This window comes from Candidatus Bathyarchaeia archaeon (assembly GCA_038873195.1).
GTDB lineage: Archaea > Thermoproteota > Bathyarchaeia > Bathyarchaeales > Bathycorpusculaceae > DSLH01.
Window position 1 is genome coordinate 52,544 of sequence record JAVZEV010000001.1, and the last position, 13,771, is coordinate 66,314.

At 42.9% G+C, this 13,771-nt stretch carries 8 protein-coding genes; 4 read left to right on the plus strand and 4 right to left on the minus strand.

The window, feature by feature from the left end; all coding sequences use genetic code 11:
• Positions 1–26: 26 nt before the first annotated feature.
• Entirely contained in the window at positions 27–422 is a 396-nt protein-coding gene (locus QXW63_00335; GenBank protein MEM3460348.1) for a hypothetical protein, read from the plus strand.
• A gap of 2 nt (positions 423–424) precedes the next feature.
• Here QXW63_00335 and QXW63_00340 read toward each other — a convergent pair whose 3' ends face one another.
• The 4 genes from QXW63_00340 to QXW63_00355 form a co-directional block, all read right to left on the minus strand.
• The gene (locus tag QXW63_00340; GenBank protein MEM3460349.1) at positions 425–706 is read right to left on the minus strand and encodes a 60S ribosomal protein L22; all 282 of its coding nucleotides are present in this window, start codon (positions 704–706) and stop codon (positions 425–427) included.
• An 11-nt stretch (positions 707–717) separates the two neighbouring features.
• Positions 718–1,377, minus strand: a complete 660-nt coding sequence (locus QXW63_00345) for a DUF47 family protein (protein ID MEM3460350.1) — start codon at positions 1,375–1,377, stop codon at positions 718–720.
• Positions 1,370–2,467, minus strand: coding sequence for an ABC transporter ATP-binding protein (locus tag QXW63_00350; GenBank protein ID MEM3460351.1), 1,098 nt, complete (start codon positions 2,465–2,467; stop codon positions 1,370–1,372). Before QXW63_00350 ends, QXW63_00345 begins: the two co-directional genes overlap by 8 nt.
• Before the next feature lie 73 nt (positions 2,468–2,540).
• Complete coding sequence (locus tag QXW63_00355; GenBank protein MEM3460352.1) at positions 2,541–4,223, minus strand: ABC transporter permease subunit; 1,683 nt, start codon at positions 4,221–4,223, stop codon at positions 2,541–2,543.
• Positions 4,224–4,459: 236 nt separating this feature from the next.
• Here QXW63_00355 and QXW63_00360 point away from each other — a divergent pair, with 236 nt between their 5' ends.
• The 3 genes from QXW63_00360 (at position 4,460) to QXW63_00370 (ending at position 13,518) form a co-directional block, all read left to right on the plus strand.
• Positions 4,460–4,981 carry a nitroreductase family protein gene (locus QXW63_00360; GenBank protein ID MEM3460353.1) on the plus strand — a complete coding sequence of 174 codons (522 nt, stop codon included), beginning with the start codon at positions 4,460–4,462 and terminating at the stop codon, positions 4,979–4,981.
• 56 nt (positions 4,982–5,037) lie between these two features.
• On the plus strand, positions 5,038–6,798 hold the full coding sequence (locus tag QXW63_00365) for an ATP-dependent DNA ligase (GenBank protein MEM3460354.1): 1,761 nt from the start codon (positions 5,038–5,040) through the stop codon (positions 6,796–6,798).
• 165 nt (positions 6,799–6,963) lie between these two features.
• Complete coding sequence (locus QXW63_00370; protein ID MEM3460355.1) at positions 6,964–13,518, plus strand: S8 family serine peptidase; 6,555 nt, start codon at positions 6,964–6,966, stop codon at positions 13,516–13,518.
• The last annotated feature ends 253 nt before the right edge of the window (positions 13,519–13,771 follow it).

A 13,771-nucleotide genomic window follows, 5' to 3' on the forward strand; every position in this document is an offset into this window, starting at 1 on the left:
ATTAATGGCTAAAACAGGTTGAGACGATGGCTGCTAACGATAAAATATTGAAGGCATTAAAAACTGCGATGAAATACATGGCCGATTCGGTTTCAGCATTGAAAAAGAAAGATGAAAATTCATTTGCTGATAGCCTCTGGCATGCTGCGGCTGAGCTGGAATACGCACTGTTTCTGTTTTCAATAATGTTTCCGAACGAAAACGAAACGGCAAAGTGGAAGCCAAACCCGGATTTAAAGAAAATGGAAACAGGCGCACTTTTGACCGAAGCTCATAGTCTTCTTGAAGACGCTGAGAAACACATGGCAAGTAAGAAACTTTTAGACTCTTACAAAAGCGCTTACGTGGCGAGACATTACCTTTTGAAGACTCAAGAAGACCTTGCAAAAAAGAAGCGTGAAGCGTTCAAAAAGAAACAGTGAAATTATTCTTCTTCAGCGACTTTCTTTTCTTTAACGACTAACGAATTTTCTTCGCCGCCTATCACTCTGTAATACTCTTTGAGTTCTTTTTTGTGTAGAAACTTCTTTAGAAGCACTCGAAGATACTTTTTCGAAACACTTTGTTTTTCGCCTTTTACAGTTATTGAATCCGCTCCAGCGGCTATTTCCGCTGTGGTTTTCTCTTTTAGATAGTCAGCTAATTCTTTGATTATGTCGGCGCCTTCTCTTTTTAGTTCTGATATGTCAATTTTCATTTCCGCCATGCATGCTCACCTCACTTTCGAACCATTATGACTCTTACTTGGTCACACGCGTCCTCGCAAGCGTCTGCTATTAATTCTATAGCTTCGAAGAGCTGTCCTATTAAGACTGCGACTCCAGCGTTTGGTAAATCTTCTTTTCCTAAGAGAGTTCTAGCTTTTTCATGTATGTCGTCAACTTTTTCTTCTTCGCGTTCCACAGCGTCTGCTGCTTGAAGGGCTTCTTCTGGTTTCGTCATCATTTTGTTTACGCATTTTTGGAGGGAAACTGCGCATTCTTTGACGCTTTTTATCATTTCCACAAATTCTTCCTTAATCGAGTCTGGCACTTTTTCCATTGGTATTGCTCCTAATACACGTGTGGATTCTCTGCTCCAGTCTGCAACCATGTCAACTCTCTTCACAAGGTCCATTAGGTCTGCTCTGTCCACGGGTGAAAGTTCACCTTTTGAGATTTCATCCATGACTTTTCTTCTTAACGCGTCTGCTTCTCTTTCGCTTCCCGTTACGCGCTCCACGTATTCTTTCATTTCGCTTTTGTTGCCTTTTACTGCCGCGCTTATTGCTTTTTCCAAGTCTTCAACTATTCCCGTTGTTAAAGCTAAGTGGCGTTGTATGGTTGCTAATGCTTTAGTTTCTCTTCTTTTCTCAAACCATTTTATGAGTTCACTCAACTGCTATTTCTCCTCTTAATCCTGCTTCTGGATACTGGAATACATGTGTTTTTTCTGGTGGAAACTGCACATTTACTTTCTCGTTTACGTTAAACCATTCTTCAGTTAGGGAAGGCTTAACGATAACTATTAAATCTTGGTTTTCAAGCCTTATTTCGTAGCGCACGTTTGTTCCTTCAAAGGTTACTCTTTCTATTGTGCCTGAAACGGCGTTTTTGTTTGTTCCTTTTTCAACTATTATAGTTTCTGGTCTTATGGCTAAGACGACTCTCTCGCCAATTTTTATGTTCTTGTCAATTGCTTGAACTTTTATTCCGCCTCGAAGCTCTATTGTCGCTCTTTTACCGTTCGCGCTGGATATGTAGCCTTCTAGAAAGTTTGATTCTCCAATGAAATGTGCCACAAAAATGCTCTGCGGGTTCATGTAAAGCTCGTTTGGAGTGCCAACCTGTAACACTTTTCCTTTTTTCATCACTGCGATTCTGTCTGAGATTGCCATGGCTTCTGATTGGTCGTGGGTCACGTGTATGGCTGTTAACCCCAAATCCTTGGACATTTTCCTTATTTCATATCTTAATTCATTTCTGACTTTTGCGTCTAACTGTCCAAGGGGCTCGTCTAAAAGTAGCAGTTTGGCTCCTGCAGCTAGGGCTCTCGCCACAGCGATTCTCTGCATCATTCCTCCGCTTAGCTCGTTTGGAAAAGCGTCTAACCGCTCATGAAGTCTAACCATTTCAAGCACTTCGTGTCCTATTGTTTCTGCTTTTTTCATGTCGAAGCCTTTCACGCGCGGACCGTAGGTTACGTTGTTCCAAGCGTTCATGTGTGGAAACAGTGCGAAGGTTTGGAAGACGAATCCGATGTCTCTGTCTTCTGGTGGAACATCATTCACAAGCTTGTCTCCAATGTAGATTTCGCCTTCGTCTGGCTGAATTAATCCAGCAATAAGCCGCAGTAAGGTTGTTTTTCCGCACCCGCTTGGACCGAGCAGTGAGAAGTATTCTTTGTCGCGGATGTGGAGGCTCACGTTGTTTACCGCAAGGATTTTTCCAAATTTTTTTGTTACGTTGACGATGCGGACATCTGGCATCTGTTAGCCTCCTTCACCCACCGCGTTTGTTTTGGTTGTCTTTGCATAAATTTTAAGCGGTATATTAATCATGCTAGTATCTTCCTTTTCCTCTTACAATGAGTCTTAATGCAAGTAGAATGATGAATGAGAACAGAATTAAGTATCCACAGCCTAAACCAATCTCTAATGGGGTAGCTGGCACTTTCTGTACACCAAGCCGAGGAACCCAATCTACAAGAACCACTGGCGCGGTTTTTAATGTTGTTACTACGGCTACTGTTGCGCCTGTTTCGCTTACGCTTCTTGTGAACACCATTATTGCGCCTGAAAGGATGGAGTATTTAGTTAATGGGAAGATTATTGTTCTGAAAACTCCGAGGGGTTTGGCGCCGAGGGTTCTCGCGGCTTCTTCCAAGTCTGCGCTTATTCTTTCTGTGGCTGCGGACATGGACCTCACAAAGTATGGGTAAGTAATTGCTAAGTGCGCAAAAATTAGCAGCAGCATTTCAGGCATGAAGGCAAAGGTGTCTTTCCAGAAAAATTTAAGCGAGACGCCGAGGGCTATTGAAGGAACGATTAACGGAATATTCACGAGCACATCCAGCGTCCCCGAGAGCAGTTTTCCAAACTTTCTTCGTGCAATAAGTATCGCCATTGGCAATCCTATCACAACATTTAAAATTGTGACTACTGCACCCAGAAAATATGAGATGAGAATACTCTGCCAATAGTCTCCCCAAATGCCTCCTCCAGAAAGCGACTTTGGCAGCGTGTCAGTGAAGATAGCTTGAAGCGCGGGCAACGCTACGAAAAGGGATGGAATAAGCACTATTGCAAGAAATATCAAAAGCGTAACACTGTTTCTGGAAGTTGTCGCTTTTGAATAGCTCAGTTTTCTCTCCCATGAGGGCCATATCTTTTTTGCTGGAATTTTTAGTCTTGGTCCTAAGATGCGGATTACTGCAAAGATGGCTACGGCGATGGCGATAAGTATGAAGCTTGCGAATGCTAAAGAGCCTTCATATGTGGATTTGCCAACTGTGCCTGCTTTGAAATCGTTTGTAACGTTTTGTATGAAGACTGGACCGTTTTCGAATGCTCCGGCAACCATGAAGGTTGCGCCAGTTTCCGAAAGTGATCTTGCAAAAGCTAGTATGAAGGCTGCTATTAATGAAGGCTTAATGATTGCGAAGGTGACGGTTCTTGACGCTGTGAAGGGCGGCGCGCCAAGCGTTCTAGAAGCCTGTTCATATTCAATTTTGTAGTCAAGTAATGCTCCGACGATTACTCGTACTACTACTGGATAGGAGAATGTGAAGTGGAGTAGGATGACGAGAAGCCAGCCTGGCGAAGCAAGCGGGTTTCCGAAAAGGCCGGATATTCCGTTTGGTTCGCTCCAGAACAGCAATAGCGAATAGCCAAGCGCAGCCGTGGGCACTACGAATGGAATGTCTGCTAACGTGTCAAGAACGTTTAGCCATTTTGATTTTCCGCGTGTGATGAGCCACGCCATTGGAATTCCAGTAACCACGTCTAAGGCTGAAACGAGTAAGGCTACTAGGAACGAGTTTTGAACAGCGTTCAGCGAGCGTGACATGAGGTCTGGCTGGTCTAGAACCGTTTGCATTGCGTTCCATTTTACGATTATTCCAAGAAGTGGAGGCAGCAGTATCAATGCGAAAAATAGAATTACAGCAGTTAAGTATACTGTGTACTTGACGCTTTTTTTTGATGAAATCCTATCTAGTGCTTCTGTGATTTTGCGTTTATGCAAGCTTTCTCCGCCTAAACTTCACTCCAACAATTCTTGAATCGCGTATCTTCTGTGATTCGTTGTTTTAGCTGATAAATTTTCCTTAGAAAAAGGTGTCAGTTCGCCCGTCGAGTCACATCACTGCTTTGGCTCTGTTGACTCTCTGCTTCATCATCCAAACTGAAAGTGAAGGTGCGATAAGACTTAAGGTTTTTGTGTTGTAAACTTTTATGTGTAGTAATGTGGTGTGTGAGATTATGGATGTGTTAGAGGCTATTAAGGGAAGAAGGAGCATTCGCGCTTTCGAAAGTCGAAACGTGCCAGACGAGCTTGTTGAAAAGCTGATTGATGCGGCTCGTTGGGCGCCTTCGGCTGGAAACATTCAACCGTGGGAATTCGTTGTTGTTCGCAAGTCAGAAATCAAAAGAATGCTTGCTGAAGCTGCGCTTAACCAATCGTTTATTGAAGAAGCGCCCGTTGTGATTGTTGTTTGTGCAAATGAGAATCGTTCCATGCAGGGCTACGGCGTCCGCGGCAAAACTCTATATTGCATACAAGACACGGCGGCTGCTATCCAAAACATTCACTTAACTGCTTATTCTCTTGGACTGGGCACGTGTTGGGTTGGCGCTTTCAAAGAAGAAAAAGCAAAAGAAATTTTGAAGGCTCCGCAGGGAATAAGACCAGTAGCTATAATTCCCGTTGGCTATCCAGCCGAAACTCCTCCGCCGAGAAACAGAAGACCAATAAGTCAAATAGTCCACTACGAAACTTTCTAAACAAAAATGAAATTTTAATATCTCTGCATGTACACTTTAGTTTGTGAGGTTAATTATTGCGGTATGCCGTAATTGCTGATGCTTACGAAAAAATCGAAGCTACAACTAAACGCTTAGAAATGACCGACCTTCTAGTTGACCTTCTTAAAAACACGCCAAAAGGCATAATCGACAAAGTCGTATACCTAACCCAAGGCAAATTATACCCAGACTTTGTCGGTCTCGAAATAGGTGTGGCAGAAAAGCTTGCAGTAAAAGCTCTCGCAAGGGCTTCTGGAAGAAGCGAAAGCGAAATTGAAGAAGACTTGAAAATAAGCGGAGACATAGGCGAGACCGCCCAGAAACTTATTGCAAAAAAGAAGCAAGTAACCTTTTTCCAACAGCCCTTAACAGTTCAAAGGGTTTACGAAACACTAGATAAAATGGCTAAGGCTTCTGGCTCAGGCGCTGTTGATACTAAAATGTCTCTTTTGGCTGGGCTTCTGGCAGACGCAACTCCAAAAGAAGCAAAATACATAATGCGCACCGTCACGGGAAACCTACGCTTAGGCATAGCTGACATGACAGTTCTCGACGCTTTAGCAATAGCCTACGGAGGCGGAAAAGAAACCCGCGAACACATAGAACGCGCCTACAACATTTCCTCAGACCTCGGAAGAGTCGCCCAAGTCGCAGCCGAAAAAGGATTAGAAGGCATCAAAAAATTCCAAGTCATAGTTTTCGAGCCAATCCGACCCATGCTGGCCGAAAGACTCTCCTCGCCCGAAGAAATACTGGACAAACTTGGCGGGAAATGCATAGCCGAATACAAATATGACGGCGAAAGAATTCAAGCCCACAAAAAAGGCGACCAAGTTATCCTCTATTCCAGACGCTTAGAAAATATCTCCAACCAATACCCAGATGCCGTCGAACTAATCAAAAAACACGTAAAAGCAAAAGACGCCATTCTCGAAGCTGAATGCGTCGCTATAGACCTCGAAACAGGCGAAATGCGCCCCTTCCAAGAACTAATGCACCGCAGACGCAAATACGAAATCGAAAAAGCCATGGAAGCCTACCCAGTCTCGCTTTTCATGTTCGACGCGCTTTACGTTGACGGCAAAGACCTAACACTAGAACCCTACCCAATCCGCCGAAAAACACTCGAAGAAACAATACAAGAAAGCGAAAGAGTACAAACAGCCAAAAGCCTAATCACCAGCAACGTGAAAGAACTAGAAAAATTCTTCCTAGAAGCCATCGAAAACGGCTGCGAAGGACTCATGTGCAAATCCATCGCTGCAGACTCCGTTTATCAAGCCGGCGCAAGAGGATGGCTATGGATAAAATACAAACGCGACTACAAAAGCGAAATGACAGACACCGTCGACCTAGTCATCGTCGGCGCATTCCACGGCAGAGGAAAACGCGCCGGAACCTACGGCGCCCTACTCTTAGCAGCTTACAACCCCGAAAGCGACACTTTCGAAACCGTAACAAAATGCGGGACAGGCTTTACAGACGAAGATTTGGAAAAACTGCCAAAAACAATGCAAAAACACATTGTGCAACATAAACATTCAAGAGTCAATTCGTTGCTTGAAGCTGATGTTTGGTTCGAGCCCGTCGTGGTGATTGAAATTTTAGGCGCAGAAATAACCCTTAGTCCAATCCACACGTGTGCTATGGACTCGATAAGAAAAGGAAGCGGGCTGGCAATACGGTTTCCGCGGTTCACGGGAAATTATAGACTTGACAAGGCAGCAGAAGATGCGACCACAACTGAAGAGATTGTTGAGATGTATAAAAGTCAACTCAAAACAATCACAGAATAATAGGCAAGAGTTATTCTGATAGTTTATGCAATTTTTAAATGATACATTTTTTAGGTTATTTGGAGATTTTCGCAAGATTTTAAAGCAAGGAAACCTTAAAATATAATTTGGCATAGAACCCTGTTTAGTTGGTTCTATGTTGCGAAATTGAAAGGAGAAAGGAAAATGAAAAAGAAAATAATCACTTTTCTAATGTTAACCTTACTACTAATAAGCACACTAGGAACAACATTAATCATAAACCCTTCTTTGGCAAAAGAAAACGAAAATACCCTTTCTGATGAAGATTTTATAAAAACAGTTAACGAGAAAACCGTTAACTCAAACACCCAAAAAAGCAAAGACTCCAAAGCTTCACGTGGAACCACAGATGGATGGAATTTTAACGATACAAACGCTTGGAAAAACTTCACTTACACAAATGGCGATAAGACTCGCCTAATAGTTGGGTTAGAAGATGAAAACCCTGAAAGTCTCAATGAATTAGCGGAAATAGCCGCAAAATATCAAGCAGAAATCGTCAACACCATTTCAATAAGAGGAAGAGTTAAAGCCGCTGTTGTTGAGCTCTCTTTCGCATCAGTAGCAACATTTGCCCAAGACGCAAAAATCATGGAACTAGCCAGCTACGTGGAACCCAACATGAAAGTTCAAACCCAATGGGTTCCCAACGACCCATACTGGACAAATCAGTGGGGTCCACAGAAAATAGAGGCAGACTGGGCATGGAACATCACCACCGGCAGTTCAGAAGTCCTCGTAGCTATTGTCGACACTGGCATTGACTATACACATCCAGACCTTGTAGCAAACTACGCGCCTTTAGGCTTTGACTGGGTAAACATGGATGCAGACCCGAAGGACGATTTTGGACACGGGACTCACTGTGCAGGCATAGTTGCAGCAGTACTGAACAATAGCATTGGCGTGGCGGGTTTAGCGCAAGTACGCATAATGTCAGAAAAAGTTCTCGACAGTGGAGGTTACGGCTACTGGGATTGGGTTGCAAACGGAATAATTCACGCAACTGACAGTGGAGCCGACATAATCAGCATGAGCTTGGGCGGTTATGGCGACAGCGAACTAGTCCACTCAGCAGTCAAATACGCCTATGATTCAGGAGTCCTCATAGTCGCCGCCGCAGGAAACGACAACACCAACATGAAATCATACCCTGCTGGCTACGACGAAGTAATCGCTGTAGCAGCAACAGACCAATACGACAACAAAGCATACTTCTCCAACTGGGGCGACTGGATTGAACTAGCAGCGCCAGGCGTCGACATATACTCAACAATGCCCACTTACTGGGTAACCATGAACAACTATGGCTTTCCAATGAATTACGCTTATATGAGCGGCACTTCAATGGCATGCCCCCACGTGTCCGGATTAGCCGCTTTAGTATTGAGTTTGCATCTTGAAAAGTCGAGAGACTGGTTAAGACTGTGGCTACGATATACAGCTGACGACTTAGGTAGCCCGGGCTTTGACGTTTATTATGGTTATGGTAGAATAAATGCAAGAAAAGCCGTTGGGCAGACCCCGCCAGAACATGAACTTATTGCCTATGCATGGCAAACACCACCATACGTTAAGCCTGGAACTTCAGAAACCATAAACGCAACTATACTTAATTTTGGAGAATACAACGAAACAGACGTAATTGCGCAACTTTTTGCAAACGATACCCTTGTAAATTCAACAATGATAGATTATTTGGCTTCTGGAAACGCAACAACAATTACTCTTACATGGAGCCCGGTTATTGAGGGATTATACAATGTTACGCTCTACATAACACCAGTGCCAGGAGAAACAAACGTAGACAACAACATGTTCTCAAAGAGCATCTACGTAGGAACGCCGGTCAAGGCTGTCGTATTACATTCTGCCGGTAATGTATATGGAGAAATCATCACCAATTGGCAAGTACTAAGCAGCGAATGGTACCTATTTGGCGACAAAATGGTTTACGTTGACTACACAACCCTAAACAAAGAAGGAATAACATACGAGGACATCGCAGCCACAGAAGCAGACGTTCTAATCATTTCATGCGCTTATAATCCATATTCTGGCTGGCAATTTACAGACGCTGAAATCGAGGCAATAACACTGTACATTCATGAGGGCCACGGGTTAATCATCACCGCTGGAACACTCTATTACGCAGTTCCAAATAACAACAAACTGGCAAGACTCATTGGAATAAACGAAACTACATCATGGACAGCAACTGGAACTGATTTGCTACATTTGTTAAACACCACTCATCCACTCTTCAAGAACGTTCCAAATCCCTTCGTCTTTGCATATGTTGGAACAGCTATTCCTTCCGATGGGCGATGGGACTCAAACGAATTAATAGAAGGTAAATATCTTGCTCTTGGGCATTATCAAGAAAGTGCCATAGTAACCTACAAAGGTTTAGTTTATATTTCTCCTTGGCTCGAAATCATACCCGCCTATTATCGTCATCACTTGCAACTACTTTACAACGCGATATTATGGTCACGTTACCCAAAACCAGAACACGAACTTACCGTTTCTCTCGAAACTCCAAAACATCTTAAACCAAACGAGCCAACGCTACTAAACGCAACGGTTTCCAACAAAGGACTGAACAACGAGACAAATGTCGAACTACAACTATTTATCGATGGCGCATCAGTTGACTCCATAACCATACCCGAATTACCTGTTGGCTCTTCCTACACTCTAAGCTATCTATGGACTCCAACCACACAAGGCATGTACAACATCACAGCCTACGCGCCACCCGTGCTTGGAGAAGAGCTTACAACAAACAACTTAGCCAAAAGATCAGTAATAGTATTATCCATTGCTGTGAAAAACGTTCTTGTCTACACAGACGACTATTACTTTACACCTTCTTTGCGATACGCGATTGTTGCTCTCGACAACCTGGGAATCAATTATACTCACTACGCTGATGATCCTTGGGGATTTGGCGTTGCATTAACGAGCCAACCTTGGGATCTCGTTATCGTTGACCACTGCAACTACTACGCATTAGGCTCTTATTGGACAGAAATTGAAGAATATGTACGCAATGGTGGGCTCTTAGTCTTAAGCACTTTCGACATCGACGGATCCAACTCTGAGCCAACGACTTTGTGGAATACCCTTGGGGTTCAATGGGTTTCAGACATGTGGTCACCAGAATCTGTATATCGGTGGGATCCTTCGCATTCAATTTTTACTTTTCCAAACACTGTAGGCGACCTCACCTCTTACATTGAAGGATATGCGGACGATGGAGATCACGTAATAGCGACCACGGGCACATCAATTGCTGGCTTCACAATGTCGCCTATAGGAAGTTATGCAGCTATTGTCGTAGGGAACACTTACCCAACAGTGCTTTTCACTTATATACTGGACGAGTTTCGTTACGACCAGGATGGTGACGGAAAACTTGACGCTATCGAATTGTGGGAAAACGCTATCGTTTACTTAGCAAAAGGCTACGAGCATGACCTCGCTGTATCCTTAGATGTTCCAAAGGTTCTTGAACTTGGCGACTCAACTCTGCTGAACGCAACTGTCCAAAATCGTGGCGCTAACAACGAAATCAATGTGGAATTGCAACTATTCGTAAACGGCACGCTTGTCGACTTTGTTTTGATTCCTGAGCTTGCGACTGGCACATCTTTTACGTTTAGTTATTCATGGATTCCAACAGCTGAAGGTGGGTACAACATCACCGTATATGCGCGTCCAGTGCCTGGCGAAGAATTCACAAAAAACAATGTAATAAGCAGAATTGTTGAGGTAAAGATTCTACCTGACATTCTAATCGTTGCTGATGATGACGCATCATACAAGATACGAGGTACAAGTCTGCCGGAATTTGAATACGCATTAACGATCAACGGCTACGAGTATTTCGTATGGCAAGAATCCAGCATGGGACGTCCACCACTGGAATTTTTGCTGAAGTTCAAACTTGTAATATGGACTTGTGGCGACTACTGGGGTTGGGCGGTTGACTCAGTGGATGCTGAAACGCTAGAGGCTTATCTTGCAATGGGTGGAAACATTTTGTTGGAGGGTGAAGACATAGGTTATGACCATTACATGGATAGGTTCATGGTTAATGTTGCTCATGCGATCTATCAAGTCGATAACACCGGAGCGTACGGATTAACTGTCACAGACCCGACTCATCCAGTTACACAAGGATTGCCAACGACCTTCACATGGCTTCAAGACCCTCCATACGATGATGGCGTATTCCCGACAAACGGGGGATTTGAAGTCATCAGATACGCAGATACTTTATGGACAGCTGTCACAGTATTCGATGGAACAGAAACAGGTTATGGCTCGGTTGTTTACTACGCTTTTCCAATTTATTGCCTTTGGCAGTCAGAAAGAGACATGTTGATAATTAACTCTGTAGGTTGGTTAACGCCTTCAGAACACGACTTAAAAGTTTCCTTAACAGCCCCCACATTTCTTGAACTTGGTAATTCAACACTACTTAATGCGACCGTTCAAAACAGAGGTCTAAACAACGAAATTAACATAGAATTCTCCATGCTAATCAATGGCACAGTAGTATACACTACCCTAATTGAGGAGTTGCCTGTAGGTAATTCTTATTCCATTAATTATCTGTGGGCTCCTTCAGAAACTGGAAATCATAACGTGACAGTTTATGCGTCACCTATACCAGGAGAAACGAATATAGCAAACAATGTTGTAACTCGATGGACTCATGTATTCTTCTATAGACGCTCTTATATTTCACATCAGTGGGTTGGCGGCGGCAGTTCTATGGGATGGCACGGAGACGATATGAGCTGGCAGTATACTTTACCTTTTAACTTTCCATACTACGAAATGAACTATAAAACAATCTATATTTCGAGCAACGGGCTGATAACATTCACTAGTCCTGATGCTAGTCCTAGTAACAGTGTAACTGATCTGAGCCGCAAATTGGCAATAGCAGTTGCATGGGACGACTGGATAACGAATGATCCTTATGACATTTGTGTATGGAAAAATTCCACGCATGTGGGTATCCGCTGGTTTGTGCGCGCCTATGGCTCAACCACAACTGCTAATTTTGAGGCAATACTGAGCAGAGAAGGCATAATACAGTGTAACTACGCATCATGCGATGGACTTGTCACGGCCACGATAGGCATTTCAAATGGTGCAGGCCACATAATTGCAGAAGACGTAACAGATCTTGATTTTATACACACAATAATTTTCTTGCCTTATCCAAGCAGACACGATGTGGCTGTTGTAGATGTTGTGCCATTCGCTAATGAAGTAAGGGCTGGTGAGAGCGTTAACATTGACGTTGTTGTTGAAAATCAAGGGAACTTCACCGAAGATTTCACAGTAACTCTATACGCACTTGAACAATTACTTTCAACATCAACTACTCACACAACTCTTTCTGGCTATCCAACGATTTCAGTAATTAATCCGGGCCCTGATGGCTATCCGAGTGAATGGACTGCTGGACCACCTAGATATCTTGGCACTTCTGATTTCATATTTTACTCAAATGAAACTTCTGTAGACGCTATGTTCTTTATCAACGTGACTGTTTACGATGTTGAACGTATAAAAGCCTGGCAGATAGGAATAATTTATGATAGTAGTATACTCGAATACGTTTCTGCTTGGCGTCCTTCTGACCATGTTTTTAAGCCTGTAGAGGAGATGGGCTGGCCTTTAATCGCTCCACCACCTGCAGACGACTATTTCAATGCAACTCACAAAATTCTAAAATGGGGTTGTACTTATCTCATGCCTGAAGGGGAAGAATGGAGTTTCAACGGAACAGGTCAGCTAAGCCAAATTCAATTCAAAATAATCAAAGAAGTAAACGAAACCTATCCAATAGCAAATGCATGGCTCTCCTTTGACCCTGAATGGACATCTCTATACCAACATCCATTAGGAGTAATAACACCGCAGATGAAATCTGGATACTTTGAATATTCATTGCCTACCGCTCCGCCACCACCAAAATACGTGATAGGAATCGTTACTATGTATGGCTTAGAGCCAGGAGAAAGGATAATTCTTTCTTTCCTATGGAACACTTCAGATATTATGCCTAGAAACTATATGTTGCTAGCAGAGGCAACAGGTGTTGTGTACGATGAAGATCCAGAAGACAATGTCTATTATGACGGAATAATTGTTGTTGTGCCAGGTGTAATTCGCGATATAGCAATAATTGACATAGTAGTTCCATCAAACAAAGTGTATCAGGGATGGGTTGTTAACATAACTGTGACTGTTGCGAATTTAGGAAACGCAACTGAAAACTTCACAGTCACATTATACTATGATAGCGTAAGCATATCAACTGAAACAGTATATAACTTGGAGCCTAACGCGTCCACTCAGCTTATTTTCAGCTGGAATACTACACATGTGCCATACTGTCACAACTACACCATAAAAGCTGTTGCCAGTGCACTTTCTGGAGAAATCGATGTAGACAATAACACTCTTGTTTATGGCTCAGTAAAGGTTAAAATGATGGGCGATGTTAACGGCGACGAAAAAGTTTCTATGGAAGACATAATGCTTATCGTAGATTCTTTCGGTTCTTATCCTGCACATCTAAGATGGCTTTTCGACGCAGACCTTGACCAAGACGGAAGAATCACTATGGGTGACATAGTTCTGGTCCTTTTGAACTTTGGAAGCTGTTAATTTCCCTTTTTTCTTTAAAATTATTGGGTGCTCAAAATATTGACTAATGAGCCCTTATTGAGTTTTTAGGCGTATAAAGATTGTTGAGAAGTTAGGAATGCTGATGATTTATAGACTTTGGAATGTTGTATTTTGCTTATTTTGCTCATGTATGTGTATCATCTAAAATACAAAAATCCATTAGATGAAGGAAATATGGAAAAAAGTTTCACAAATCTTATAAACTTCTGAGAGTTTTAAAAATATTTTGCGT

Bases quoted from the DNA above. Each gene is read 5' to 3' on its own strand.
- QXW63_00370 (MEM3460355.1), top strand. From the start codon at position 6,964: ATGAAAAAGAAAATAATCACTTTTCTAATGTTAACCTTACTACTAATA.
- QXW63_00350 (MEM3460351.1), bottom strand. From the start codon at position 2,467: ATGCCAGATGTCCGCATCGTCAACGTAACAAAAAAATTTGGAAAAATC.
- QXW63_00360 (MEM3460353.1), top strand. From the start codon at position 4,460: ATGGATGTGTTAGAGGCTATTAAGGGAAGAAGGAGCATTCGCGCTTTC.
- QXW63_00335 (MEM3460348.1), top strand. From the start codon at position 27: ATGGCTGCTAACGATAAAATATTGAAGGCATTAAAAACTGCGATGAAA.
- QXW63_00340 (MEM3460349.1), bottom strand. From the start codon at position 706: ATGGCGGAAATGAAAATTGACATATCAGAACTAAAAAGAGAAGGCGCC.